The organism is Mesorhizobium mediterraneum, from assembly GCF_002284565.1.
Classification (GTDB): domain Bacteria; phylum Pseudomonadota; class Alphaproteobacteria; order Rhizobiales; family Rhizobiaceae; genus Mesorhizobium; species Mesorhizobium mediterraneum.
The window spans coordinates 364615-391232 of record NZ_NPKI01000017.1; the positions used below are offsets into that span (position 1 = coordinate 364615).

Here is a 26618-nt window from a genome sequence, read left to right on the forward strand (position 1 = left end):
CGTCTGCGGATTGTCATTTCTCACAATATGCGACGGCTAGCCGAGTCGGGAATCAAAACTTTTCCAGATCCTGGTGCCTTGCTTTGATCTCGCGCACGGTTCGTGACGACGAGCGCAGCACGATCGTATGCGTGGTGATGGAATTGCGGCCGAACTTGACGCCGGCCAGCATGTTGCCGTCGGTCACGCCGGTTGCGGCGAACAGCACATCGCCGCGCGCCATGTCTTGTGTGCGATAAACCCGCTTCGGGTCGGAAATGCCCATCTTGGCCGCGCGCTCCACCTTTTGCGGCGTGTCGAGGATCAGCCTTCCCAGAATCTGGCCGCCGGTGCAGCGCAACGCTGCCGCTGCCAGAACGTCCTCCGGCGCGCCGCCGGTGCCGAGATAGATGTCGATGCCGGTTTCATCCGGATCGGTGGTATGGATGACGCCGGCGACGTCACCATCGCCGATCAGCCGGATCGCAGCGCCCGTGGCGCGCACCGCTTCGATCAGCGCGCCATGGCGCGGCCGGTCGAGGATGCAGGCGGTGATCTCCGACACCGCCACGCCCTTGGCCCTGGCCAGGCTCGCGATGTTTTCGGCCGGCGAGGCATCGATGTCGATGACACCGTTCGCATATCCCGGGCCAACGGCGATCTTGTCCATATAGACGTCGGGCGCGAACAGGAGGCTGCCCTTTTCCGCAATGGCAATGACGGCCAGCGCATTGGGCAGGTTCTTGGCGCAGATCGTCGTGCCTTCGAGCGGATCGAGGGCGATATCGACCGCCGGGCCTTTGCCGGAGCCGACCTCTTCGCCGATGTAGAGCATCGGGGCCTCGTCGCGCTCGCCCTCGCCGATCACCACGGTGCCGTTGATGGCGAGACGGTTGAGTTCCTCGCGCATCGCGTCGACTGCGGCCTGGTCGGCGGCCTTTTCGTCGCCGCGTCCGCGCAGCCTGGCCGCCGCAACCGCGGCGCGTTCGGTGACACGCACCAGTTCCATGGTGAGTATCCGGTCAAGGCCGGCGACGATGTTCTGGGCAACATTCATCGGTGGACAATCCTCGTTGGTACATTGCCTCCCGCCAGAGGCGCGCTGGTTGTGTCAAAGCTCCATGACAACAGCAAGACCTGAGCGGGTCTTTATTGAAAACACAACGATATCAATCGATTGAAAGGAAAGCGTAAATCTCTACTCTGCCCGCTCGATGCGAATGACTTGAGGCTTGTCGGTCAGATGGTCGTCCTTGGTTATGCCTTCGACGGCCTTGCGCACCGCAGCTTCTGTCGTCTCGTGGGTGACGAGGATGACCGTCTTCTGCAAGGCAGTATCCGGTCCAGCGGCGTGCTGCACGATCGATTCCAGCGAAATGTCGTTGTCGGCCATCCGCTTGGCGATGGCGGCAAAGACGCCGATGCGGTCATGCACCGTCAGCCGGATGAAATAGCCGCCTGCGTGGCTGCGCATCTGCGCCTTCTTGTAAGGTCTCAATTCCTTCGCGGGCAGGCCGAAAACCGGACCGTGCTGGAAACCGGGCCGGCTCTTGGCGATGTCGGCGATGTCGCCAACCACTGCCGATGCGGTGGCGTTGCCGCCGGCACCAGGACCGGAGAGCAAAAGCTCGCCAAGGATGTCGGTTTCGATGGCCACCGCATTGGTGACGCCGTGCACCTGCGCGATGACCGAGGCTGTCGGCACCATGGTCGGGTGCACGCGCTGTTCGATACCGCTTTCCGTGCGTTGGGCAACGCCGAGCAGTTTTATCCGGTAGCCGAGATCGCCTGCCGCGCGGATGTCGGCCTGGCTGATGTTGGAAATGCCTTCCATGTAGATGTCGTTGGCGGCAATCCTCGTGCCGAAGGCAAGGCTGGTCAGGATCGACAGCTTGTGCGCGGTGTCGTGGCCCTCGATGTCGAAGGTCGGGTCGGCCTCGGCATAGCCCAGCCGCTGCGCGTCCTTCAGGCAGGCGTCGAACGACAGGCCCTCGGCTTCCATGCGGGTCAGGATATAGTTGCAGGTGCCGTTGAGGATGCCGAAGACACGGGTTACCGAATTGCCGGCCATCGCCTCGCGCATCGTCTTGATGACTGGAATGCCGCCCGCCACCGCCGCCTCGTAATTGAGCAGCACGCCCTTCTTCTCAGCGATCTCGGCCAGCGCCACGCCATGCTTGGCGAGCAGCGCCTTATTGGCGGTGACGACGTGGCGGCCGGCTTCAAGCGCCGCTTTCACGGAAGAGCGCGACGGCCCCTCGTCGCCGCCGATCAGCTCGACGAAGACATCGATGTCGGCGGTCTGCGCCATTCCTACCGGATCGTCGAACCACTTGGCCGCGCCAAGATCGACGCCGCGGTCGCGTTTGCGATCGCGGGCCGAAACGGCTGCCACAACGACCTCGCGGCCGCATTGCCGCGTCAGTTCCGCCGCCTTGTCGCGCAGCACACGCGCCACCGACGCGCCGACGGTGCCGAGACCGGCAATTCCAACACGCAACGCTTCAGCCATGTCCGGCGACGCCCCTCAAGGATTTGGTCGATGTGATATCGGGCAACTCAACGATGCGCGGCGAGCGGCACCACATTGTTGGGCTGCTTGGCGCTGGACGCCAGGAAACGCTTGATGTTGCGCGCCGCCTGCCGGATCCGGTGCTCGTTCTCGACCAGCGCGATGCGCACATGGTCGTCGCCGTGCTCGCCGAAGCCGACGCCCGGCGCCACCGCCACGTCGGCGTGCTCGATCAGAAGCTTGGAGAACTCGAGCGAGCCGAGATGCTTGAACGGCTCCGGTATCGGCGCCCAGGCAAACATCGACGCCGCCGGCGCGGGAACAGTCCAGCCGGCGCGGCTGAAGGCGTCGACCATGACGTCGCGGCGCTTGTGGTAGATATCGCGCACTTCGGCGATATCGGCGCCGTCGCCGTTGAGCGCGTGCGCGGCCGCCACCTGGATCGGCGTGAAGGCGCCATAGTCGAGGTAGGACTTGACCCTGGTCAGCGCCGAGATCAGCCGCTCGTTGCCCACGGCAAAACCCATGCGCCAGCCGGGCATGGAAAAGGTCTTCGACATCGAGGTGAACTCGACCGCCACGTCGATCGCACCCGGCACCTGCAGCACCGAGGGCGGCGGATTGCCGTCGAAATAGATTTCCGAATAGGCAAGGTCCGACAGGATGATGATGTCGTTCTTCTTGGCGAAGGCCACCACGTCCTTGTAGAAATCGAGCGAGGCGACCTGCGCCGTCGGGTTCGACGGGTAATTGAGGATCAACGCCAGCGGCTTCGGGATCGAATGGCGGATGCCGCGCTCCAGCGCCGGAATGAAGCCATCGTCCGGCTCCACTTGCAACGAGCGGATGACGCCGCCCGACATGATGAAACCGAAAGCGTGGATCGGATAGGTCGGGTTGGGGCACAGGATCACGTCGCCGGGCGCGGTGATCGCCTGCGCCATGTTGGCAAAACCTTCCTTCGAGCCCAGCGTCGCCACCACTTGCGTGTCCGGATCGAGCTTCACACCGAAACGGCGGGCATAGTAACTGGCCTGGGCGCGGCGCAGACCCGGAATGCCGCGCGATGACGAATAGCGATGCGTGCGCGGATCGCGCACGACCTCGCACAATTTGTCGACGATGGCCTTGGGCGTCGGCAGGTCCGGATTGCCCATGCCAAGGTCGATGATGTCGGCGCCGCGCGAGCGGGCACTGGCCTTCAGCCGGTTGACCTGCTCGAAGACATAGGGCGGAAGCCGGCGGACCTTGTGAAATTCTTCCATATCAATTCCAGAGGTGGGTCGATTCCAGGGGTGGTTTTCGGTCGCGCGATATAACCCTATTTGCAGGTAGGGTCGAGGGCGGGATCGCATTTGGCTTCGATCTGCTTCAGTGCATCGGCGCCGTGCTGCTTTGCCAGCGCGTTCAGCGTCGCCGGGTTCGTCACCCTGACAGCGCCGCCTTTCGAGCCTTGGGTCTGCTCGTCGGCCTTCAACTGGGCGAGCTTGGCGTTCTTTTCCGCGTCGGTGAACTGCTGCGCCGCCACCTTCGGCGGAATATTCAGATTGGGATAGGTGCCGGTATCCTTCGGCCCGTCGGTAGCCGAGACCGGCGTGGCGCCCTCGATGTTGGTGCTCGAACAGCCTGCGATCGCCAGCAAAACGACCGCCGCGCCCATGCGGCAAAAACGACCAGTGCCAGAAAAACCGGTTTCGCCAATATTAATCGTCATATTGTTTCCTTAGGCAGCCGAGGCAGAGCGCGTTGGACCCTGTCGGATGTCCCATGATAATATGTCAAGAAAACGCTTCGGGAGGAACCCCGCCAACCATGTCCAAAACACCCGATTCGGGCAAAGCGGAAGATGACCGGCCTTCGACCGTCGAGCAATATCTGGTGAAGGACCCGGAACGCTTCGCCTTGAACATGGCGCGCATGATCGAGCAGGCCGGCAAGGCGGCTTCCGCATGGGCCGAGCCGCGGGAAAAAGGCGAGGTGCGCGACCATATCGCCGAGCCGGTCGTCGACATGGTGAAAACCTTCTCCAAGCTCAGCGAATACTGGCTTTCCGACCCGCAGCGCGCGCTGGAGGCGCAGACGCGGCTGTTCTCCGGCTATATGACCGTCTGGGCCAACTCCATCCAGCGCCTCAGCGCCGGCAGCGAAGATGCCGACGACGCGGTCAAGCCCGAGCGCGGCGACAAGCGTTTCCAAGACCCCGAATGGGGCCGCAACGCTTTCTTCGATTTTCTTAAGCAGGCTTATCTCGTCACCTCGCGCTGGGCGGCCGAGCTGGTCGAGCACGCCGATGGCCTGGACGAGCACACCCGCCACAAGGCCAGCTTCTACGTCAAGCAGGTGTCCAACGCCATTTCGCCGTCGAATTTCATCCTGACCAACCCGGAACTGTTTCGCGAGACCATCGCCTCGAATGGCGAAAACCTGGTGCGCGGCATGAGGATGCTGGCCGAGGACATTGCAGCCGGCAAGGGCGACCTGAAACTGAGGCAGGCCGATTATTCGCCCTTCGAGATCGGCAAGAACCTGGCCACGACACCCGGCAAGGTGGTGGGCCGCAGCGATGTCGCCGAGATCCTGCAATACGATCCGGCGACCGAGACCGTGCTGAAGCGGCCGTTGCTGATCTGCCCGCCATGGATCAACAAATTCTACATTCTCGATCTCAACCCGCAAAAATCCTTCATCCGCTGGGCGGTCGAGCAGGGCCACACCGTTTTCGTCATCTCCTGGATCAATCCGGACGAGCGGCACGGCACCAAGAGCTGGGAGGCCTATATCCGAGAGGGCCTGCAATACGGCCTGGACACGATCGAAAAGGCCACCGGTGAAAAGGACGTCAACGCCGTCGGCTACTGCGTCGGCGGCACGCTTATGGCGGCGGCCCTGGCGCTGATGGCGCAGGAAGGCGACCACCGCATCAAATCGGCCACCTTCTTCACCACCCAGGTCGATTTCACCTATGCCGGCGACCTGAAAGTGTTCGTCGACGAGGAGCAGGTCGCGGCCGTCGAAAAGGCGATGAACGAGAAAGGCTATCTCGACGGCACCAAGATGGCGACCGCCTTCAACATGCTGCGCTCAGGCGACCTGATCTGGCCCTATGTCGTCAACAACTACATGCGCGGCAAGGATCCGCTGCCCTTCGACCTGCTCTACTGGAACGCCGATTCGACCCGCATGGGCGCGGCCAACCATTCCTTCTACCTGCGCAATTGCTATCTCGAGAACAGACTTTCGCAAGGCATGATGGAGCTGGCGGGCCGCGTTGTATCGCTGAAGGACGTCACCATCCCGGTCTACAACCTCGCCTCGAAGGAAGATCACATCGCGCCGGCGCTTTCGGTTTTCCTCGGCTCGAAATATTTCGGCGGAGAGGTCGACTACGTCATGGCCGGCTCCGGCCACATCGCCGGCGTCGTCAATCCGCCGGCGGCGCAGAAGTACCACTACTGGACCGGCGGCAAGCCGGCGGGCGACTTCGACCAGTGGATCGCCAACGCCACCGACCATCCCGGCTCCTGGTGGCCGCACTGGCAACGCTGGATCGAGGCCAGGGACAATACCCGCGTGCCGGCCCGCAAACCCGGCAAGCGCATGAAAACTCTGGGCGATGCGCCAGGCACCTATGTCAAGGTGCGTGTGTAACCTTCTGTAATGTGTGGTGAGTTGACGCGCCGGTAAAAGAGGACGAAATGGTGTCGTCAACCCTTAACTAGCCCCGATTCCTCTCTAGCCGTCGAAATACTCTGGGGCTTGCGGATTTGACACAGGTCTCGTTTCCGTTCGGGGACAAGGAATTATTTCGGCGAGACGTTGCGACGCCGCGCCAATGCCGTACCGGCCGGACATCGAGGGGGAATTTTGTTTTGAAATCAGCAGGATCGCGCCTCGCGAAGGGAGAACGCCGCGCCATTGCCGCCGCGCTTTTCTCCGTGCTCCTGGCGTCCTGCACCTCAGCCGGCGACCCGTCTCTGTCGGTCGGCATGCCGGGGTACAACGCCTCCGCTACGGACATCGGCACCGCCCCCGGCACCCAACAGGTCGCCGCCGATTCGTCGTCGCAGATCACGACTTCACAGATGACGATGACCGCCGAGGGCGATGCAAGCCTTCCCGAGCAGGTCGCTTATGTGCCGATGGCGAAGCCGGGCACCCAGGAGGGCGCCAAGTCCGATGCCGGCTTCCCGGTCACGGCTCCTGCGGGTGCCGAAGCGACTGCGGGCCAGACGCCGCAGCCACAGGAACAGTCCGCGAAGACGGTTGAGCAGGCCGACGCTGCTGCGCAGAAGACACAAACAGCCGATGCCGGCACGAAGTCCAAGGCCGAGGCCTCCGCGCCGGCGGTGAGCAATCCGGTCTATGTGACCGCGGGAGAGCCGCAGCCGCAGGCCTATGCGCCGAAGAAAAAGGGGTTCCTCGCCTCTTTGTTCAGCGCCACGCCCGCCTCGGCGGCCCCGCAGGCCAACAACAGGTCGGGCGAGCAACCGGCGACCGCTCAGCCCAAAACGGAGGCGGCAAAACCGACCATCACTTTGGCCTCGGCCAAATCGGCTGAAAAGCCGGTGCAACTGGCCTCGATCGGCGATACCAGCCATTTCACCGACGACGCGCTGCCCGGCGTGCGCAAGACCGCACTCTTCGAGATCAAGCGCAAATCTGGCCTCGACGACGAGAGCGACGTCGATCTCAACGAGGATGAAGGCGGCGCCTATCAAGTGGCATCCGCTGCCGGCCTTGCCCGGCTGGCGCCCAACGGCCTTTTGAAGCAGACCGAGAATGTCGATGTTGCTTGCCTGAAGCCTTCGCTGGTCCGCGTGCTGAAGACGATCGAGGGTCACTACGGCAAGAAGATGATCGTCACCTCCGGCTACCGCGACCCGGCCCGCAACCGCCGCGCCAACGGCGCCAAGAATTCGCTGCACATGTATTGCGCCGCCGCCGACATCCAGGTTCCAGGCGTCTCGAAAGCGCAACTGGCTAGCTATATCCGCAACATGCCCGGGCGCGGCGGCGTCGGCACCTACTGCCATACCGAATCCGTTCACATCGACGTCGGCCCCGAGCGCGACTGGAACTGGCGCTGCCGCCGCCGGCGGTAAGCTGGTTCTCCCTCCCGTTTGTGTAGCATCCGCAGTGTGCCGTCCGAGGACGGCATGGGATGGCGCGTAGAGCCGGCTAAATCGCCGAAAAGGCGTGGTTTTGCGGCCACTGAAAAAAGTTGTCGCAGGCGGCGGCAGACGGGTTGCCGGTTTGGTGCAACGCAACTATAAGCGCTCACATCTGAGCGCGCCCATCGTCTAGCGGTCAGGACACCGCCCTTTCACGGCGGTAACAGGGGTTCGATTCCCCTTGGGCGTACCAGATAAATCAAGCACTTTAAGCCTCTTCGGCCCGATTTCATCGAATATCCACCGAATAAACCCCCGCGAATTTCAGCGAACAGATTCGGCGTGAGCCGGAATCCGCCTTGTTGCTTTCCAAGGGTTCCCTGCCACTATCGGCAGGTCCGCGCGACATGGCCGCGACATGGGAGGGGCACTCGAATGGCCGACTACCGGGAGATTTCGCAGGAGTATGCGAAGAGCGCTATCGGCGCAGCGATGTTGATCAATGCCGGCGCGTCGGTCGCCGTTCTAAGCCAAGTGGCCGAGCTCTATAAGCTTGACCTGCTGAGTTCCGTTGTCTGGTCAGTCATGGCTTGGACCGTCGGCGTGGTCCTGGCAGCCCTCGCCTGGCCGACCGCCTTTCTGTCTTCGAGATTTGTGGACAAAAGCGAGAGAGACCAAGGCATGGAGCGAGCTTACCTAGAGGTATCAAATCGGTGGATGGCCGTTGGCCTAATCTTGGTCTTTGCCTCTATTCTTTGCTTCGCACGAGGTGCGGCCTACATGGTGGCCCAATCTTCGTTTATATCGGAACATCCGCCGATTCCGGCCGCCTCGCCGTGAAAAAAGCCCGCGACCGTGAGGAAGCGCAAGCGCGCCGATGACAACCCGACCCGCCAACAGAAGATGGCCACAGGATATCGGTTTTTTCTTTTCGATAGCCTGCTTTTCGGCCGGCGTGGTGTGTACCTTTGTCCTCCGGAATCATGACGAGCCTTCTGACTCAAGCGTGGTTTGCACGATATTCCTGCTCATCATGGTGTTTTTTACCCGCTACGGTCGGGCCAAATTCGAGGACCATTTCAGGGGTTTCAAAGAGGCCGGCTGGACGGAGGAGATGATCATCCAGGTTGGGCGCGCTCAAGCAGCGATCGCTGGAATTGTTTCACTGGTCTGCTTGATGACCATAGTCAAAAATTACCTCGTTCAGTAAGGCTTCTTCGGCCCGGCCTCTCGGAACTCGAATGCTGCTGGACCCATGGCAATGGGTTTTCCGTAGAGATTGGAAAGAATTTCCTGCCTGGCACATATTTGAAAAGCCCGCCACCTGAGGCAGCGGGCATTCCGATCAGACTTCGCGGAATAATGGTGGACCTGAGACGTTGTCGATAGAGAACACCCTACCAAAGGAGGTTATCGATATGCGCCTTTTCGTCCTGTTTTCGGTATTACTTTTGACTGCCTGCATGACAGCACCACGCGGCGCGGCTCCACCCGCACCGCCAACCGCGTCTACATCGAGCGGGAGCAATAGTGGCAATGCCGGCGGTACTGGCGGTGGCGGCTACTAAAGACGCGAGCGACACTCAGTTTTGGAAATCGCAGAGAACGTTAATCGCGACGAACTGACCGCCCCAGCAAAAAAAGCCCGCCACCACCGGAGGCAGCGGGCTGTGGCCCTCATTTGAGCGTGATTAGATCCAGCGGTCCCGGCGCTGGCCGCCAGCCACAAGAACAAGGCCCAACAGCAAGCCTACAGCCGCGCCCAGCATGAAGGCTGACGATACCGTGCCAGGATTTTCTTGAACGACACCGGAAGCAGTAGACGCCCTATTGCGAAGTGCTTGCGTTGTCCGAGACACGCTATCGGCCGCGCCCTCATACCAACCAGTGGCTTCCTCGACCACCTCTTCAGCGCGCTCCGCGAGCGTCCGATTGATCTTGTTGATCTCGCGCTTCAGCTGCGCAACTTGCTTCTCCAAGGCTTCCTGAGCTTCGCGCTGCGTCTCCGTCGGTGTTGCGGCTTCGTTTGGGTCGTCGGCCATTGTGATCTCCCCTTTTGGTGGGGCTCAACGGACGCCGCGGCGTAAGGTTCCTCATCGAAAAAAACCCGCCACCGTGAGGCAGCGGGCTAAATCTTCTGCAAATTTGCGATAGATCAAATTATCTGGGGATCGTCCCATGTCGCATACCGCGGATGGCGCCGCGGTTCACCGAACACACGGCCAAGGATGCGGAAGCAGGATTTATCTCTGTTCATCATTCTGTATGAAGTCGCCCTCCCGCCTATAAGCAACTTCTCGTCCTCGCTCCCTTCGGTCGCAAAACGCCCGCCGCAATCCCGGCCGGCGTTGGGGGGTATACCATCTCATTGCATGAGGATTGCCGCCCGCCCACATCGCGACGACAATGCAGCCGAGAAAGCGAAACAGACGGCAGCGCGTAGGTCTTCCGCGATCACGGAAGTTACATGAGTCGCCAAGGTCGGTACTTTCCAACGGCGGACCCCAATCCGCCCGGCCGGCGCCCTACAGGCAATCTACCCCAACGCCCCCCACAGTGGCGCCGGCCACTTTCAGCCCCCTCGTTCGAAAGTTGGCTTCCAATCGCGATTGCGCGCCCGCTGCTGGCCTTCGTAATCAGGAATGCATGTGAAGAACACCTGCCGGCGGTCACGGCCGGCAGCCTTGCAATTTGACCAGACAAAGAGCCCGGCTAGGTCGTCATGCATCGAGCCCTGGTCACGGCCGAGCCTGTCAATCAGCGCCTGGATGTCGAAGCGCTATGATTAGCTCTCACTAATATGCTATACGCAAAATGGTGAGGGGCTAGTTCCATGAGACAGCTAGGACACATTGCATTGGCGTGGCTTGTATTGCCCGGCGATGCAGATGCCCATGATTGGTATACGGGCAAGACTGATCCCGTTCTTTACTATGACTGCTGCGGAAACAAGGATTGCCACCCGATCGATTCCAACGACGTCAGGATGACTAAAGACGGCTATTTCGTCAGGCTGCCGCGCCCCGCTTACTTGAATGAAACCCAGGAAGCGGAGTTGTTTATCCCCAGAGAGCGTGTCCAGACCTCGCCTGATGATCGATACCATATATGCGAACGACTAATGACGTTCTATCGAACGATCATTCCCCGTTTGGAGTTCGAGGCCTATCGCAGATTCAGATGGACGTGCTTCTTCGCACCCCGAGGGACAAGTTCAATCCCGCCGGATGAGATCTACTCCCGGCTTTTGGATTTCAAACTTACCCACGACCCATATTAGAGATGGCTTGAATTTTGTGCTAAGCAGGATCATGAATTCCGGCATTTGTCATCGTCCCAGAAATCCTGCAGCGAAGCGTGCCTTAGGTCTTCCTCGCCGCGCAAGTGCTTCACCCGGGCTTTGATCCCCGGCTTAACCCACTGTGTTGACGGCCGCTTTGGCATATCTTTGGGCGGTGGCCCGGCATGTTCCTGGACGCGCTGCCACAGCCGCTCCCGCATCTCGCGATTGACGCTGACAGAGGCGCTGCCGACATATTTCCGGGTGCCTGGCTCGGCCATCAGGGCGAATGCCGGCTTTCCAGCCTCACGCTCGACGCCGAGCAGCTCGAATTCCCCGACGGTGTAGCATTTTGTCATCAGCCAGTTGGTCGAAGGGCCGCTGCGATACTTGCTGTCTCGACGCTTGGACACCATTCCCTCAAGGCCGGCCTGGTCGATCAGGCGATAGATCGCATTGGCGTCGCCCGGAAGCGCCTGGCTGAACTGGATGTGGATGTTTGGCGGGATGATGCCGGCAAGGATGTCGCGGCGCTCCTGCAGCGCCATGTCGCGCAGGTCGTGCCCGTTGAGGTGCAGCAGATCAAAGGCAACAAAATAAAGATCGTGCTGGCGCCGCGTGATGGCCTTGCGCAAAGCTGCGAAATCCGACAGGCCGGCATCATTGAGCCCGATGATCTCACCGTCGATGATGGCGCTGTCCGCATCGAGCGACTTCGATGCGGCGGCCAGGTCGCGGTATTTCGCCGTCCAGTCCAAGCCACGGCGGGTGAAAATGCGCGTTCCGCTTTCGTCAACGATCATTTGCGACCGGTAGCCGTCGAACTTGAGCTCATGTAGCCACACGCCGCTTTCGGGAGGCTTCTCCACCAAAGTCGGCATTAGTGGCGGCACAAACATCAAACGCATGCATTGACTCGCAAAACTGCGATTCAATTAGCATGCGCTTAATTAGTTCCCATTTTAACGAATCGTTGACCGCGCTGTCCCAGAATAGGACGGCGCGGTCAAACCCAACCGGATTGCGCAGGCGGCTCCGGCAATTCAGCACCCCGCCTCACTGTCGGAGCCGCTTCCACACTCCTCTAAATACCAGCAACGGTTGAATCAACTGTTACCGCACGTGCTTTCCAATGCGCTTTCCCAGTCGTTAGACTTTGATGGAACAGGGCCTCGCCTTCACGGTTGACGCTGAGACAGTCCATCTCTGCGAGGAAGCAGAACGGCCAAGATAACATCTGCAATGCCCGGGCCGCCCTCAAACTGGTCCGTATGGCGATTGAACAGACCTGCCCCGCTGGCGTATTACCTAGCGAGGAGGCTGTCCTGCTGTTCTATCATCCCGAGCCGATCCACGAGGGCGAAGCGCTTGCCAAAGCCGTCATTGAGACGGGTCGAGAGACTAACCCGATGAATGCGCACATGATCGAGAAGACACCATGACTCATGAGTTGCAGAGAACTTGCCCGCGACGCCAGCATAACCTGTATTTCGCCGCAGGGTGTCCGGGAGTTGCTCGATGGCCGGCACGAGAGCGGCCCGGCCAATGTTCTTCGAGGTGAACAAAGGCCGGGCCTGATCTAGTTTCCTGTGCGTAGCTCCGTCAGGTCACAGCGAATGATGCTGCCATGGGAAATGGCTGGCGAGCTGCGTTTGAGCTGCGTCTCCCGTCCCGTCGCTGTCCAAAGAGAGCGACCCGGTTGAACTGTCGTAGCTGACATGGTCGGAACGATCATGCGCAGCCGTACCGGCAGACAGAGCGTCGGAAAGCCCTCCCGACTTGAGCCCGTCGAAGAAGGCCTGGTCGAAGTGAGGCTTGTCCTGCAGCTTGTCCTGGAGCTTTTCCTGAAGCCAGCTGAAGTCGAAGGCGTCGTGGCCACCGCGGCCGGACATGATCTCGGCGGCGCCGCCCTTGCTGGCGTTGGCGCCGACATTTTCATCGCCCTGGACGGTGTGGGCGAACCCGTTGCCGGCCGTTTTATCGTGTGGACCGGCGAGAGACTCCGAGCCGCTAGAAAGGGCGGCCAACACCCGGTCGACACTGCTGCCTGCCTTGTCGCCGGCGACATGGGAGGTGTCGCTGCCGTCATCGCCGGTGGTGACGTCCGAAGGGACAGCCGCAGTGGAGCTGCTGTCGCTCGTGGTGGTGTCGGAAGCGGCGGTCACAGTAGAGCTGTCGTCGCTGATGGTGGCGTCGGAAGCGGCGGCCGCAGTGGAGCTGTCGTCGCTGATGGTGGCGTCGGAAGTAGAGCTGCTGTCGCTGGTGTGGGAGTCAGAAGGGACAGCCGCAGTGGAGCTGCCGTCGCTCGTGGGGATGTCGGAAGCGGCGGCCACAGTAGAGCTGTCGTCGCTCGTGGTGGCGTCGGAAGCCGCGGCCGCAGTAGAGCTGTCGTCGCTGATGGTGGCGTCGGCAGGGGCAATCACGGTAGAGCTGTCGTCGGTCGTGGTGACGTCGGAAGCGGCGGTCCCAGCGGTGCTGAGATTGTGTTCCCGGAAAACGGCTTGCAGTTCCGGGGAGCTCTCAAGTGCGACGTCGCCTTCCTGCGAACCCCAGGCATAGGCAAAGTCGAATTCGGGCGACGGAACCAGTTCGTCCCAGTGGTCCATCATCGTCTGCAGCTGATCCGCCGTCGGCATGACGTATTTGCCGCCCGTGTTGGTCGTCCAATTGCCGCCGCCAAAGGTCTGATGGATCGGAACGATCTGGCTGGTCGGGATGCCCGACTCCACCGCTGCAGCCACGGTTCTGTCGATCATGTCGTAGTCGACCGTGTCTGTGCCCGTGCGCACCGGATAAGCGCTTATTCCAAACAGATCGATATGCGTGTTGTCATAGTTGTAGGTGTTGGAAAAATCCGGGTTTTCGGCAGACCCCATGTCCATCGCGGTGATGAAGGTCTTGGCTTCTGGCATACGAGAGTGGATCCAGTCGGATTCGGCTTTCAAGTCCTCAGCGTCTACCTGTGTGTGGTATTGGCCGGTGGGATCCGGCTCGTCGACGAGAAAAAACCCAAATACCTTCGGATTGCCAAGGAAGGGGGTGACTTTGTCGATAAAGGACTGGGTTACGCCCTCGCCCTCGTTGAGCCAGACCATAGCCTTCGTGCCATCCGGCAGCTCGTTGACCTGGTCAATGTATTGAACGTCAACCAGATTGAAACCGGCGCTTGCGACTTCTGTGGCGGACCCACCTGCTGCGAAATGAAGTGCCATTTATATTCCTTTTTTTCTTAGCGCCCCGCGGTGCCTGCCTACTAGACGGCGTATATTAGCGCCAAATCAAATACCCGCACCCCTCTGATAGAATTTTTGAGATTTTTGGTATTGCATCGAGTGTCGCAGCCCGGATTTCACCGCACAAAGTGCGCGCTCCTGCCAATGTCGATTTCGTGGAAACAATCCGTAGACAGTCTTGATAAACTATCAAAATATTCCTTTTTTGTTCCTAGGCGTACCGATCCGTTCGACGCGCTTGGTAACGCAAATATCAACATTTGTTGTTTCTGACTGCTGCAATCACTGTCTCCTGCTGACGCATCTGCTCGATTTTTGCGCTCTGGCGGGCAGTCACAACGAGGCGACGCTGGCCGCCTCATAGCCAGTTTGGACTATTTGTTTGAACAATCTTGCCCCGGGCGATCGCAGTTTGCGATGTCACGCTGGCGACGGTGCCCATTGCCGCGTTTGAGTTCGGGATAGGTTCGTTGTCTCCCCTGCCGCGGCAAGCCGCTCAAACGACTCGGCGCCGCCTCGTCACGGTGCCGGTTGGGGCCAGCGCTGTAACGCAGCACGGCCAACGTCCGTAAGCGCATACACCCCGCGCTCGGCCCTGGCGAACCAGCCATAGACATTGTGAAGCAGGATATTGGCGGCGCGCGGCGAAATGGTTTTCAGGTCGCGCGGGCGCTTCGGGCCGTCCACCATGGCAGCGGCGCAGGCCAGCGCATCCTGCCGGTAAGCGGTCATTATCGGCGTTCGCGAGCCGCCGCCGACGACAGGGTCGCCGCGCCGGCGCTGATGCTCGTCCACCAGGCGCGATCTTCGCCTCGGATCTCGCCGGGGCGGCAAGGCTGCCGGGCTGAGCAGCAATTCAACGTTGCCGGCGGAACCAACCCCCAGAAGGCCGAAACCGAGCCGCCGGCAGAGTGCGCGGAACCGGCGATCGTGCTCCCGGCCTTTGCCGCGGGCCGACATCCTCGCCGCGAGCCAGACCTCGTCGCACGACGCAGCACGATCGACACCTTGAAGTACGAGTTCGAGGTTGAATTGCAGTTTCAATTCACAGATGACGACCACGGGCGGTTCGCCGTCGCGCAGTCCCACGACATCGCAGCCGCCAACTTCGCCTTTGACGGTGAATTCCAGGCTCTCAAGAAACCGCTTCACCGGCATGTAAAGAGACGTTTCCTGCATGCCGGAGCCATAGCCGATTCGTGAGCGGGTGGCACAGAGCCACTTAGTCATACCAATAACGCACCCAACGGTCTTTGTAGAAACCATTCCAAAAATTGACATCGATACCAGAATTTGTAATTTCTCTATCATCGGCTGAACACGGGAAAGGGAGAGGTCCGGTGTCGATCCGCGAAGAGTTGGCGCATACCACCCTGGTCCTCACATCCGCCGAAGCCAAGATCGTGCAGGTCCTCCTTGCCGACTATCCGATGTCCGGCCTCGGGACTGCCTCGCGCCTGGCAAAGGCAGCGGGCGTCAGCGATCCGACGGTCATGCGCCTCATGGTCAAGCTTGGCTATGGCGGCTTTGCCGCCTTCCAGGCCAAGCTTCTGGCGGAAATCGAATCCCGCCTCCACTCTCCTTTGCTGATGATGGAGGCGAAGCGGCCTGCCAATTCGAGCGAAGGCACGGTCAACGACTACTTCCATTCGGTTTCCGACAGCCTGGAGCGAACGCGCACGGCGGTTCCTTCGCAGAGCTACGGCCGCGCCGCCAGGATGCTGCTCGACTGCAAGGGCCAGGTCGTGCTGCTCGGCGGACGCTTCAGCCGCCACATCGCCTCGATGCTCGCGGGCTATCTCGTGCAGTTCCGTCCCGGCGTGCACGATATCGGCGCACTGGCGCCGACGGATTTCGATCTGCTGATCGATCTCGGCAAGCGCGACCTGCTCGTCGTTTTCGACTATCGCCGCTACCAGTCCGACGTGGTGAGCTTCGCCCGTCAGGCGCGCGAGCGGGGCATGGGCATTCTGCTCTTCACCGATCCTTGGCTCTCGCCGATCTCCGAACACGCCGATCTGACGCTGATCGCGGCAATTGAGGCCAACTCGCCGTTCGACACGCTGGCGACGGCCGTCGTCCAGATGGAGACCGTGTTTGCCCATGCGCTGGAGAGCGAAGGCCAGACGGTGCGCAAGCGCATCGAGGACATCGAAGGGATCCGCCGCGCCAATGGCGTAACGCTCGACGCCTCGGATTTCACCGGGCCGGGTGACCGCAGGACAGTCGCCGGGGACCCGGCCAAATGGGCAGCGCCGTTCGTCAGGGGCAAACCCAAATCGACATAGCCCGCGGCCGATATGATCGGCGCAGCATGAGCGGCTGAGCCACCCTGCACACCAAGAGACAATCGCGAACGCCGCAAAGGCACGAAAGGACATCGACATGCTGGACAGGGATGCGGCCGTCGCCGCCGCGCAAGCCGAGATCGACAAGGATCGCGGCTGGGTGATCGGCCTCACCAGCGATATGGTCAAAATCCCCTCGGTGAATCCCAAGTTCGAAACCCGGCAAGGACTGAACCGCGAGGCCGACGTGCAGGCGCTGCTGGAGCCGATCCTCAAGGCGGACGGCTTTTCGACCGAACAATGGGACGCGCTGCCGGGGCGCCCCAATCTGGTCGGCGAATGGGCCGGCGATGAGGAGCGCAGCCTGATCCTGTGCGGCCATATCGATGTCGTGCCGGTCGGCGAAATGAAGAACTGGTCGGTCGATCCGTTTGGCGGCGATATCACGAACGGGCGCCTCTATGGCCGCGGCGCGGTCGACATGAAGGGCGGTGTCGCGGCTTGCATCGCGGCGGCGCACGCCATCCGCAAGGCCGACATCAAGCTCCAGGGCCGGCTGGCGATCCACACGGTGGTCGACGAGGAAGCCGGCGGCTTCGGCGCCATGGATGCGGTCGCCAGGGGCAAGCTCGCCAAGGCGGTGCTGGTCGCCGAGCCGACCTGGGGCGACGTGCTGCCGGTCGAGGGCGGGCTCGAATGGGCGCGGGTGACGATCCGCGGCCGCAACGCGCATTCGGCGCTGCGCTACAATGAGATCTATCCGCAGCGCCACGACAAGGACCGGCTGGAACCCGGCGTCAACGCAATCGAGATCGCCGCGCGCTTCATCGCCGCCGTGCGCCAATACGAGCTCGACCGCACGCGGGCCAGATCGCATCCGCTGCTGCCGCTCGGCATGAACACGATCAACATCGGGGTGATGCAGGGCGGCACCGGACTAGGCGAGAACGGCCTGCCGACGGTGATGACCAACCCGGCGATCATTCCGGACGTCGCGGTTCTCGATCTCGATATGAAATTCCTGCCTGATGAGAATTCAGCCGATTATCGCCGCGATTTCGAGACTTTCGTGCATCATTTCGCTGCCACCGACGCCTGGCTGCGTGAAAACCCGCCGACCATCCAATGGGAGCTGGGCGGCCTGTACTTCCCGCCGATGAACACCTCGCCGGATCATCCGCTGGTCCGGTCGCTCGTCGCCAACAAGGCGCGCATCGGCAAGAAGCCTGAGGTGAAGGGCTTCGTCGCCGTATGCGACGCCGCGCACTATGCCGGCGCCGGCGTCGACGGTGTCATCTTCGGTCCGTCCGGCGACGGTTTCCATGGCGCCGACGAATATGTCGAGATCGACTCGGTGGTGGAGACCGCCAAGGTCATCGCCGCCTCCGTCATCGACTGGTGCGGCGTCCGCTAAACTCGAGCTGGTTAAGGTGTGTTGAGATTCAGGTCAGGCCGAGTCGAAAATGGTGGGTTCCGAGAACCGGAGCGCAGCGTACTTTTGGGTACGTGAGCACCGGAAGCGCAGGAAGCCGCCATTTGCAGGCCGGCCTCACCTGAATATCAGCGCACCTTGATGCGCTCGGCCACCATCGTCCAGGCAGCGCGGATCATGCCGACCAGGCCGCTCGGGTAGACCAGCATGATGACGATGATGAGCAGCGCCGAGATCATCAGCCGCCATGCGCCGAAATCGGCCATCGCCTCGGAAAAGACGGTGAGCACGAAGGACGCGATGATCGCGCCATAGATCGTGCTCGTTCCGCCGAGCAGCACCATCGACAGGATGATGGTCGCCAGGCTCATGCCGAACACGTCGATCGAGGCGTTACGCTGGTAGGCGGCGTAGAAGGCCCCGGCAATCCCGGTGAAGAAGGCGCTTGCCGCCAGTGTCACCATGCGCTGCCGGACCAGCGAGACGCCGCGGCTGATGGCGTATTCCTCATTGTCGCGCAGCGCCACGATGCTGGCGCCGGCTCGAGAGCGCACGAACAGCCGCAAAAACAGCGTGCTGAGCACCAGAAGTGTCAGTGCGATGTAGAAATAGCCGATCTTGCCGTCGCGGATCATGTTGTGGTCGAAAAGATAGAGGCCGGGCACCCGCACCAGACCTTGCGTGCCACCCGTCAGGTCCGACTGGCTGATGATGACCTGCATGACGAGCTGTGCGAAACCGAAAGTGACCAGGATGATATAGATGCCCTTGAGCCGCAGGATCGGAATGGTCACCAGCACGGCCGCCACGGTGGCGATCACGCCGCTCGCCACAAGCGCGATCCACGGATCGATGCCGGCCTGCTTGGCGAGCAGGCTGTAGGCATAGACGCCGATGCCAAACAATGCCAGGTGGCCGAAATTGAAGACGCCGCCATAGCCGAGGCTGAGGTCCCAGTTCGAGGCGACGATGGCGTAGATGAAGATCATGATCAGCACATGCCGGCTGTAGCTGTCGCCGAAGACGAGCGGCAACAGGGCAAGCAGCAGGAACCCCGCCACGAAGCCGATCGCCTCGCGGTTCCAGGTCACACGGCCGGGAGCAGACGGGATGGCGGTGTCGAGGAGCGTCATGCGAGCCCCCTGGAACGGCTGGCGAAAATACCCTCCGGGCGCACCATGAGCGTCGCGATGAGCACGAGGAAAAGCAGTGCCGGCGTCCAGTAGAGGCCGAAATAGTAGTTGCTCGCCGCCTCGAAGAATCCGATCAGGTAGGCAGCGAAGATCGGTCCTGAAATGCTTGAAATACCGCCGAAAACCACCACGATCAGTGCCTTGAGCAGCGGGTCGGCACCCATCGACGGGTTCATGAAGCGGTAGCCGCCCATGAAGATCCCGGCCAGCCCGGCCAGCGAAGCGGCGATGGCGAAGGCAAGGCCGTAAAGCGCCGTGACGTTGAGGCCGACGAGCTGGCTCGCATCCTCGTTCTGCGCGACCGCCCTGAGCGCTAGGCCGAGCCGGGTGCGGTTGAGGAACGACCACAGCGCCGCAAGGATCAGCGGCGTGATGACAATGATCGCGATCTGGTGCAGCGACACACCGACACCGGCGATGGTGGTGTTGCCCTCGATCAGGCTCGGAAGCTGCTTGGAGCGCGGACCCCAGACCGTCAGTGCCCCGTTCTCCATCAGCGAGCCGGCGGCCAGTGTGGTGATGACGACGACCAGCACGATGTTGGGACGGCCGATCAGCGGCCGCACCACCGAGGCCTGCAGGATCCAGCCGGCGCCAGCCATGACGATGACGGCGAGCGGGAAGGCGATCACCACCGGCAGGCCGAAGGCGACGAGCTGCCAGGCAAAATAGGCGCCCAGCATCATGAACACGCCATGGCTGAAGTTGAACACACCGATCGTCGTCCAGACGAGGGCCAGCCCGACCGCCATCATCGCGTAGAGCGAGCCCTGGAACAGGCCGCCAAAGAAGATATCCGAAAACATGCTCATGCCCGAACCCTGTCCGATCCTGCCTTCAATGCCCGAAATACATCGCCATGATTTCGCTGTGCTCGATGCTCTCGCCCGGCCGGATCTCGGTCTTGACCGCTCCGTGATCGACGAGGAAGAGCTGCCGGCTGAGTTCGAGCAGGAACTCGATGTCCTGCTCCACGACGACGAGCGGCACGCCGCCCTTCGAGATATCCATGACGGCGGTGCAGAGCTCGTCCTTGATCTTCGGCGCCAGTCCAAGCGTCGGCTCGTCGAGGATCAGCAGACGCGGATGGCTCATCAGCGCCGTGCCGATCGACACCATCTGGCGCTCGCCGCCGGAAAGCGTGCGCACCCTTTGCCGCCACCGTTCGGCGAGCTTCGGGAACAGCTTCACCACCTTTTCGCGGTTCTCGGCCTCGTGCGGCCGTGCGCGCGGCGAATAGGCGCCAAGCCCCATGCAGTCGCCGATCGTCAGATCCGGGAACAGCTTGTTGCCCTGCGGCACGTGGATGAGACCGGTGGCGACGATGGCGCGCGCGCTCAAGCCAGTGATGTCCTTGCCGTCGAAGACGACGCGGCCGCGTTTCGGCGCGACCAAGCCGGAAATGGTCCTGAGCAGCGTCGTCTTGCCGTGACCGTTCGGCCCGAACAGACCGACATTGCCGAACCGGCCAGCCTCGAGCGTGATCTCATGCAGAACGGTCACACGGCCATAGCCGGCGGTCACCGCCTCGACACTCAGGATCGGGCTCTCGCTCACGCCGCCGATCTCCTTGTCCCGAGATAGGCCTCTACCACGCGATGGTCGGCGATCACGCTCTTGGGGTCGCCCGCGGCAAGCACACGGCCCTGGTTCAGCACGAGCAGATGTTGCGACAGGCTCATCAGGAAGGTCAGCACATGCTCGATCAGCACCACGGTGATGCCGCGCGCGGCGGTGCGCCTGATCAAACCGATCGACGTCTCGATCTCCGGCTTGGTCAGGCTCGATGCCGGCTCGTCGAGCAAAAGCATGCGCGGCTCCGTGGCGATTGCCGTTGCGAGCATCAGGCACTTGCGGTCGAACACCGACAATTCGCCGGCGAGCCGTCCGAACGTGGCCGACGAAAGGCCGACGAACTCCAGGGCCTCGGCGGCGCGGGTCCGCGCCTCGGCCGCCCCTCGCCCGGGCTTGCCATAGCTTGCGCCGATCAGCGCGTTCTCGAACACGGTCAGCCCGTCGAAGCTGGTCTCGCGCTGGAAGGTCCTGAGAAGGCCGAGCTGTGCAATGGCATTGCCTGTCTTGCCCTGGATCTCCATGCCGTCGAACCGTATCCGGCCCTTGTCGGGACCGAACGGTATGCCGGTGATGACGTTGAACAGCGTGCTCTTGCCACTGCCGTTCGGCCCGGCGACGCCGAAGATTTCTCCGGCCTCGACTGCGAATGAAACATCATCGACCGCCTTGAGCGAGCCGAACGCCTTCGATACGCCTTCGATTTCAAGCAGCGGCATGCCGCTATTTCATCCAGGGCTGCGGCTGGAACTCGCCGGTCGCGTATTTGGCGGGCGAGATCAAGGCGCGCTTGCCGTCCCAGATCTGGAAGAAGGTGATCGGGATGTAGTCGTCGCCCTGCATGGCAAGATGCGTCGCCGGATCGAATTTCAGGCGCCCCTCGGCGACCTGCTTGTCGGTCTCGGACAGCGCCTTCATGATTGCGGCATGGTCGCTCGGGTCGCCGGCCTTTTTCAGCGCGTCGAAATAGACATTGACCATCTCGTAGAGACCGACGCCGTATGTGCCGCTCTCGACGCCGTATTTGGCCTTGAACTTGCCGGCCACTTCGTCGGCACGCGGGTTCTTCGGCGTGGTCAGCGCGCCACCAAGAAGGTTATAGATCACGCCGTTCGACTTTTCCTTGGTCAGCTCGACGAATTCCGGAACGCTCGGCGCATATTGCAGGAACACCAGACTCTTGGTCGGCTGCTCCAGGAACTGGTTGAGGAACGAGGCCGAATTGCCGGGCAGATAGTCGGTGTTGATGACCACGTCCGGCACGTCCTCGCGCACCTTGGCCAGGATCGAACGCCAATCGGTCACCTCGCCGAAGGGCACGAGCTCATCGACGGTGATGGTCCAGCCCTTCTCCTTGAAGGTCTTCTTCATGCCTTCGGAGATGGTCTTCGAATAGGCGTTGTCGGACGAGATGATGGCGACCTTCTTGGTCGGCAGCGTGATCTTGCCTTCGGCTGCCAGCTTCTCGACAAAAACCGTGACGTCGGTGTTGTAGGCGTCGAAGGACGGGGTCAGCGACCAGCAGCAGGCATATTTTTCCGGATCGGGCGCGATGATGTCCTTGGTCTGCTGCGATGTGGCCGCAAGCATGTAAGGCATCTCCGCCTCGGCCATGTTGTCGATCTCGAAATTGGTCAGGCTGGCATAGCCGGTCAGCATGAAATGCACATCCTGGTCGCCGAGCAGGCGCTCGACCGCGCTGGTGACGTTCGCCGCCGACTGGTCCTTCACATCACCCACGACCAGTTCGAACGTATGGCCGCCGACGCCGCCGGCGCTGTTTGCCTCGTCGATCGCCATCTGCGCGCCACGCTGGAATTCCTGGCCGTCGGCCGCCGCCGGGCCGGTCAGCGGCGCCAGCAGGCCGATCTTGACGACATCGGCGAATGCCGGCGCAGTGGCCAGCATCACGCCGAGCGACGTTCCGAGCAGCATATGCCTGAAATGGCGTTTCATCGACTTGGTCATCATTGATCCTGTTCCCCTGTTATTATCGTGACGATGGTTGGATGATTGACAAATTATGCACAGGCGGGTCAATTTGAAAAGATATTTTCATGCGTAGGCGGACAAATTTGCCTGCTAAGCAGTTCGCGGAACTGCAGCGGCCAAGCGAATCGAGACAGATGGAGACAGGGATGGCGACCACGATAAAGACGATCGAAACCAGTCACGGCACGCTCGCCGTGCGCGAAAGCGCCGGCACCGGCATGCCGGTGCTGATGATCCACGGCAATTCGTCGTCGGGCGCCGTCTTCCGCAATCAGTTCGACGGCAGGATCGGCGCAACCTACCATCTGATCGCGGTCGATCTTCCCGGTCATGGCGAGTCCTGCGACGCGGTCGATCCGGATCGCAGCTACTCGATGCCGGGTTACGCCGACGCCATGACCGAGGTGATGAACGGGCTTGGCGTCGAAAAAGCAGCGGTCTTCGGCTGGTCGCTGGGCGGTCATATCGGGTTGGAGATGATCGACCGCTATCCCGGCATGCTCGGTCTGATGATCACCGGCACGCCGCCGGTCGCCGGCGCCGATCTCGACAATGGCTTCAAGCCCAGCCCGCATATGGGCCTGGCCGGCAAGGAGACCCTCACCGAAGAAGATATCGACGCTTATGCGCATTCAACCTGCGGCGAGCCCTATGACCAACTGCTCCGCAATGCCGTCGCGCGCACCGATGGCCGCGCGCGCAGACTGATGCTCGGCAAATTCGCGGCTGGCGAAGGCAAGGACCAGAGCGCGATCGTCGCCGGCAAGACACCGCCGATCGCGGTGCTCAACGGCGCCGACGAGCCGTTCGTCAACACCGACTTCGTCGACACGATTGCCTTCTCCAACCTCTGGGAAGGCAAGAAACACCTGATCAGCAATTCCGGCCACGCGCCGTTCTGGGATTCGCCGGACCGGTTCGACCCGATCTTCGAACGGTTCCTCAAGAACCTGGAGCCCAGCTGGCGCTAATGGATGTCGCGCAAAAATGCGCAGCGGTTTTGCGATAACGACATGCATAAGAACAAGAGCTCAAGCGCGTCGCATGAGCCCGTTCGAACGCGACGCGCTTTAAGCCCTCAGCCCCCTCGCCTCGCCAGAACGCTTGCCTGGAACCATCATATCCCTGGCCAGGAGGCGGCTCACCCGGCAGAACGCCATGAACGCCCGGCAAGCCTCCTCGGTGTCGACCAGGTCGACCGTGGCGCCGAAGCAGGCATTGAACGCAGCCTGATAGACCGGGCCCTGCCGGCGAACCGGCCAGCCTTGCAGGAAATCCAGCGCCTGTTCGACGCTGTATATTTCCTCGACCGGCAGGCCAGGCGCCGTCGTGATGCGCACCGGCACCGCGAATTGCAATCTGTCCATTGGTGTCTCTCCCGAGCAGCGTTCCCGCAGCAACGCCGCTCGTTGCAAAAAGGTTGCCTTGACCGGCTTCTTGCTCGGCCACGCTTCTTGCTCAGAAATATGTCGTCAGTGCGGACGAACACCCTGGACAGGCACAAGGTGAAGCCGCAACGCATGAATTTCGCCGGCTTGTGCCCGTCGCAGGCAGTTCGTCCTTGAACCTGGCGCCGTCCGGTGCCAAATCTGAGTGACTTTTCTCACAGGCTCATTAGAAGCCCTTTCTTCCGGCAAGACGGACACAATGGTCACCTATCTCGACGCCGCCACGGCACCGCTCAGAAACACCGGCCAGATCCGCCTCTATGGCGAAGAAGGCTTTGCCGGCATGCGCAAGGCCTGCGACCTCACCGCGCGCTGCCTCGACGAGCTGGTGTCGATCGTCGCGCCGGGCGTCACCACCGAAACCATCGACCGCTTCGTCTTCGAGTTCGGCATGGATCACGGCGCATTGCCGGCAACGCTCAACTATCGCGGCTACACGAAGTCGTCCTGCACCTCGATCAACCACGTCGTCTGCCACGGCATTCCCGACAACAAGCCGTTGAAGGACGGCGACATCGTCAACATCGATGTCACCTACATCCTCGACGGCTGGCATGGCGATTCCTCGCGCATGTATCCGGTGGGCACGATCAAGCGCGCCGCCGAGCGCCTGCTCGAGGTCACGCATGAATGCCTGATGCGCGGCATCACCGCGATCAAGCCCGGCGCCCGCACCGGCGCCATCGGCGCCGCCATCCAAACCTATGCCGAAGGCGAGCGCTGCTCGGTGGTGCGCGATTTCTGCGGCCACGGCGTCGGCCAGCTCTTTCACGATGCCCCGAACATCCTGCACTATGGCAACGCCAGCGAGGGCGTCGAGATGCGGCCGGGCATGATCTTCACCGTCGAACCAATGATCAATCTCGGCCGGCCGCACGTAAAAGTGCTGTCGGACGGCTGGACGGCGGTGACGCGCGACCGCTCGCTGTCGGCGCAGTACGAGCACACGATCGGCGTCACCGAGACCGGATGCGAGATCTTCACGCTGTCGCCAAAAAACCTCGACCGCCCGGGCCTGCCAGCATAGTGTCAAGTCGGGCGGGCATCTGCCCGGCAAAAATGCTGGATACGGGCGGCTATGGGGAAAACCAGCGACGACGACGAGCGGGGTTTCTTTCCCGAGAGACCGACAAAGTCGCTCGCGAAAGCCAAGTCGGTCGAAAAGCCGCATTATCTCGGGCATCGCGACCGCTTGCGCCAACGGTTCGCGGCCGCGGGTTCCGACGCCCTCCCCGACTACGAATTGCTGGAGCTCCTGCTCTTTCGCCTGATCCCCCGCGCCGATACCAAGCCCGTCGCCAAGGCGCTGCTGGCGCGCTTCGGCACGCTGGCCGAGGTGCTTGGCGCGCCTGTCGCGCGGCTTGAGGAGGTCGGGGGTATCGGTCCGGCGGTGGCGCTCGATCTGAAGGTCGTTGCCGCGACCGCCCAACGCGCGGCACGTAGCGAGATCAAAGGCCGCGAGGTCTTGTCGTCCTGGACGCAGGTTCTCGGATACTGCCGGTCAGTCATGGCCTTCGAGGAGCGCGAGCAATTCCGAATCCTGTTTCTCGACAAGAAGAACGCGCTGATCGCCGACGAGGTGCAGCAGGTCGGCACCGTCGACCACACGCCGGTCTATCCGCGTGAAGTGGTCAAACGCGCGCTCGAACTCTCCGCCACGGCAATCATTCTGGCGCATAATCATCCGTCAGGCGACCCGACGCCGTCGCGCGCCGACATCGAGATGACCAAGCTGGTCATCGAGACGGCCAAACCGCTCGGCATCGCCGTTCATGATCACATCATCATCGGCAAGAAGGGTCATGCCAGCATGAAGGGCCTGCTGCTGATCTGACACCCGATTTGAAATATGCATCGGCTTCTCGTCGGAAGCGTCCGGCGCTGGCTTCACCATGTTCGCGCCTGCCATGATGGCGAACCAGCGGAAGAGCTCGCCAGCCCGCGACTCGACAGCTCGACAGCTCGACCTAGGCGGCGCTCGATAACCTCGGCAATCCGCTTGAAGAGAACGCTTCCATCAGAAACCGACCGCCGACGCGCCATAGCTGCACGCTTCCCGCCAGCCATCTTGAATTTCGATCAATCGGCCCTGCCGATTTCGGTCGCTTGATGCGCCACATTCCTCCATTGCCCATTTTCATGAACGTATACGCGAAGGTGCCGGGCTCTCTTCACTACGGAAGATCCCCCGCTTGTTCTGTACGCATTGTGATAACGTCCAACGACAACGGCGACATTGCAGTAGATCATCGCTTTGTTTTCGTCGATGACGAAGGTGGAAAACAGCGCGCGTTCACCCCTACGGCCTGCGATGAATTGCGATTTGTTGCGAGCGCCACCAGAGCTTTCGACATGAGAATAGTCGTCGGCAGTGATCTCTTCCAGAAACCCCACGTCGTTGCGAAGCAATGCGTCGATGCGCATGGAATCTAGCTCGAGGACTTCCTTCTTGGCTACCTCGCTGTTCACGCATTGCTGACTCACTGGCTGGGCGACCGCGAGCGATATTGGCAGGCAGAGCGAAGCGATGGCCGCTAAGGCACGAAGGTTCCGGGCCAATTGACATCTCCCTCTTGTG

25 protein-coding genes and 1 tRNA gene are annotated in these 26618 nt (G+C 61.6%); 11 read left to right on the top strand and 15 right to left on the bottom strand.

Annotated elements, in window-relative coordinates; translation table 11 throughout:
- Window positions 1–52: 52 nt before the first annotated feature.
- The 4 genes from glpX to CIT25_RS15655 form a co-directional block, all read right to left on the bottom strand.
- Complete coding sequence (gene glpX / locus CIT25_RS15640; protein WP_095485412.1) at window positions 53–1036, bottom strand: class II fructose-bisphosphatase; 984 nt, start codon at window positions 1034–1036, stop codon at window positions 53–55.
- Between the two features lie 141 nt (window positions 1037–1177).
- Window positions 1178–2491 carry a homoserine dehydrogenase gene (locus CIT25_RS15645; protein WP_095485413.1) on the bottom strand — a complete coding sequence of 438 codons (1314 nt, stop codon included), beginning with the start codon at window positions 2489–2491 and terminating at the stop codon, window positions 1178–1180.
- A gap of 47 nt (window positions 2492–2538) precedes the next feature.
- Complete coding sequence (locus CIT25_RS15650) at window positions 2539–3756, bottom strand: LL-diaminopimelate aminotransferase (RefSeq protein ID WP_095485414.1); 1218 nt, start codon at window positions 3754–3756, stop codon at window positions 2539–2541.
- Window positions 3757–3812: 56 nt separating this feature from the next.
- Window positions 3813–4205, bottom strand: coding sequence for a hypothetical protein (locus tag CIT25_RS15655; RefSeq protein ID WP_095485415.1), 393 nt, complete (start codon window positions 4203–4205; stop codon window positions 3813–3815).
- 98 nt (window positions 4206–4303) lie between these two features.
- On the opposite strand from CIT25_RS15655, the gene phaC reads away from it, so the two are divergent.
- From phaC to CIT25_RS36265, 5 genes are all read left to right on the top strand, one after another.
- Entirely contained in the window at window positions 4304–6139 is a 1836-nt protein-coding gene (gene phaC / locus CIT25_RS15660; protein ID WP_095485416.1) for a class I poly(R)-hydroxyalkanoic acid synthase, read from the top strand.
- Between the two features lie 338 nt (window positions 6140–6477).
- On the top strand, window positions 6478–7593 hold the full coding sequence (locus CIT25_RS15665) for a D-Ala-D-Ala carboxypeptidase family metallohydrolase (RefSeq protein WP_245329872.1): 1116 nt from the start codon (window positions 6478–6480) through the stop codon (window positions 7591–7593).
- Window positions 7594–7780: 187 nt separating this feature from the next.
- Window positions 7781–7855, top strand: a tRNA-Glu gene (locus CIT25_RS15670).
- Window positions 7856–8037: 182 nt separating this feature from the next.
- On the top strand, window positions 8038–8442 hold the full coding sequence (locus CIT25_RS15675; RefSeq protein ID WP_095485418.1) for a hypothetical protein: 405 nt from the start codon (window positions 8038–8040) through the stop codon (window positions 8440–8442).
- 37 nt (window positions 8443–8479) lie between these two features.
- A complete protein-coding gene (locus CIT25_RS36265; protein WP_158302557.1) occupies window positions 8480–8812 on the top strand; it encodes a hypothetical protein in 333 nt (110 codons plus the stop codon).
- A 481-nt stretch (window positions 8813–9293) separates the two neighbouring features.
- Here CIT25_RS36265 and CIT25_RS15685 read toward each other — a convergent pair whose 3' ends face one another.
- Window positions 9294–9644, bottom strand: coding sequence for a hypothetical protein (locus CIT25_RS15685; protein WP_095485420.1), 351 nt, complete (start codon window positions 9642–9644; stop codon window positions 9294–9296).
- A gap of 1267 nt (window positions 9645–10911) precedes the next feature.
- Window positions 10912–11790 (bottom strand): ATP-dependent DNA ligase, encoded by an 879-nt coding sequence (locus CIT25_RS15695; RefSeq protein WP_095485422.1) that lies wholly within the window; start codon window positions 11788–11790, stop codon window positions 10912–10914.
- Between the two features lie 363 nt (window positions 11791–12153).
- On the opposite strand from CIT25_RS15695, the gene CIT25_RS15700 reads away from it, so the two are divergent.
- Window positions 12154–12324 (top strand): hypothetical protein, encoded by a 171-nt coding sequence (locus tag CIT25_RS15700; protein ID WP_245329858.1) that lies wholly within the window; start codon window positions 12154–12156, stop codon window positions 12322–12324.
- A gap of 165 nt (window positions 12325–12489) precedes the next feature.
- Here CIT25_RS15700 and CIT25_RS15705 read toward each other — a convergent pair whose 3' ends face one another.
- A complete protein-coding gene (locus CIT25_RS15705) occupies window positions 12490–14094 on the bottom strand; it encodes a hypothetical protein (RefSeq protein ID WP_095485423.1) in 1605 nt (534 codons plus the stop codon).
- 540 nt (window positions 14095–14634) lie between these two features.
- Window positions 14635–15294, bottom strand: a complete 660-nt coding sequence (locus CIT25_RS15710; protein WP_095485424.1) for a DUF2161 domain-containing phosphodiesterase — start codon at window positions 15292–15294, stop codon at window positions 14635–14637.
- A 161-nt stretch (window positions 15295–15455) separates the two neighbouring features.
- Between CIT25_RS15710 and CIT25_RS15715 the strand changes: the two genes are divergently transcribed.
- Window positions 15456–16403, top strand: coding sequence for a MurR/RpiR family transcriptional regulator (locus CIT25_RS15715; protein ID WP_095485425.1), 948 nt, complete (start codon window positions 15456–15458; stop codon window positions 16401–16403).
- 97 nt (window positions 16404–16500) lie between these two features.
- Window positions 16501–17817 carry a M20 family metallopeptidase gene (locus CIT25_RS15720; RefSeq protein WP_095485426.1) on the top strand — a complete coding sequence of 439 codons (1317 nt, stop codon included), beginning with the start codon at window positions 16501–16503 and terminating at the stop codon, window positions 17815–17817.
- Window positions 17818–17963: 146 nt separating this feature from the next.
- Here CIT25_RS15720 and CIT25_RS15725 read toward each other — a convergent pair whose 3' ends face one another.
- The 5 genes from CIT25_RS15725 to CIT25_RS15745 are packed head-to-tail and all read right to left on the bottom strand — an operon-like array spanning window position 17964 to window position 22568.
- Window positions 17964–18968 carry a branched-chain amino acid ABC transporter permease gene (locus CIT25_RS15725; RefSeq protein WP_095485427.1) on the bottom strand — a complete coding sequence of 335 codons (1005 nt, stop codon included), beginning with the start codon at window positions 18966–18968 and terminating at the stop codon, window positions 17964–17966.
- On the bottom strand, window positions 18965–19840 hold the full coding sequence (locus CIT25_RS15730; RefSeq protein WP_095485428.1) for a branched-chain amino acid ABC transporter permease: 876 nt from the start codon (window positions 19838–19840) through the stop codon (window positions 18965–18967). The genes CIT25_RS15725 and CIT25_RS15730 overlap by 4 nt, the downstream gene beginning before the upstream one ends.
- Window positions 19841–19865: 25 nt before the next feature.
- Window positions 19866–20585 (bottom strand): ABC transporter ATP-binding protein, encoded by a 720-nt coding sequence (locus CIT25_RS15735; RefSeq protein ID WP_095485429.1) that lies wholly within the window; start codon window positions 20583–20585, stop codon window positions 19866–19868.
- Window positions 20582–21319: an ABC transporter ATP-binding protein gene (locus CIT25_RS15740; protein WP_095485430.1), complete on the bottom strand. Its 738-nt coding sequence runs from the start codon at window positions 21317–21319 to the stop codon at window positions 20582–20584. Before CIT25_RS15740 ends, CIT25_RS15735 begins: the two co-directional genes overlap by 4 nt.
- A 4-nt stretch (window positions 21320–21323) precedes the next feature.
- Window positions 21324–22568 (bottom strand): ABC transporter substrate-binding protein, encoded by a 1245-nt coding sequence (locus tag CIT25_RS15745; RefSeq protein WP_245329859.1) that lies wholly within the window; start codon window positions 22566–22568, stop codon window positions 21324–21326.
- A 170-nt stretch (window positions 22569–22738) separates the two neighbouring features.
- Here CIT25_RS15745 and CIT25_RS15750 point away from each other — a divergent pair, with 170 nt between their 5' ends.
- Window positions 22739–23563, top strand: a complete 825-nt coding sequence (locus CIT25_RS15750) for an alpha/beta fold hydrolase (RefSeq protein ID WP_095485432.1) — start codon at window positions 22739–22741, stop codon at window positions 23561–23563.
- Between the two features lie 99 nt (window positions 23564–23662).
- On the opposite strand, the gene CIT25_RS15755 is transcribed toward CIT25_RS15750, so the two are convergent.
- The gene (locus tag CIT25_RS15755) at window positions 23663–23932 is read right to left on the bottom strand and encodes a DUF982 domain-containing protein (protein WP_370453343.1); all 270 of its coding nucleotides are present in this window, start codon (window positions 23930–23932) and stop codon (window positions 23663–23665) included.
- A 307-nt stretch (window positions 23933–24239) separates the two neighbouring features.
- Between CIT25_RS15755 and map the strand changes: the two genes are divergently transcribed.
- Both map and radC read left to right on the top strand, forming a co-directional pair.
- Window positions 24240–25067, top strand: a complete 828-nt coding sequence (map, locus tag CIT25_RS15760; protein ID WP_095485434.1) for a type I methionyl aminopeptidase — start codon at window positions 24240–24242, stop codon at window positions 25065–25067.
- A 51-nt stretch (window positions 25068–25118) separates the two neighbouring features.
- Window positions 25119–25874, top strand: a complete 756-nt coding sequence (radC, locus tag CIT25_RS15765) for a RadC family protein (protein ID WP_095485435.1) — start codon at window positions 25119–25121, stop codon at window positions 25872–25874.
- 245 nt (window positions 25875–26119) lie between these two features.
- On the opposite strand, the gene CIT25_RS15770 is transcribed toward radC, so the two are convergent.
- A complete protein-coding gene (locus tag CIT25_RS15770) occupies window positions 26120–26599 on the bottom strand; it encodes a nuclear transport factor 2 family protein (protein WP_126106248.1) in 480 nt (159 codons plus the stop codon).
- Window positions 26600–26618: the final 19 nt, after the last annotated feature.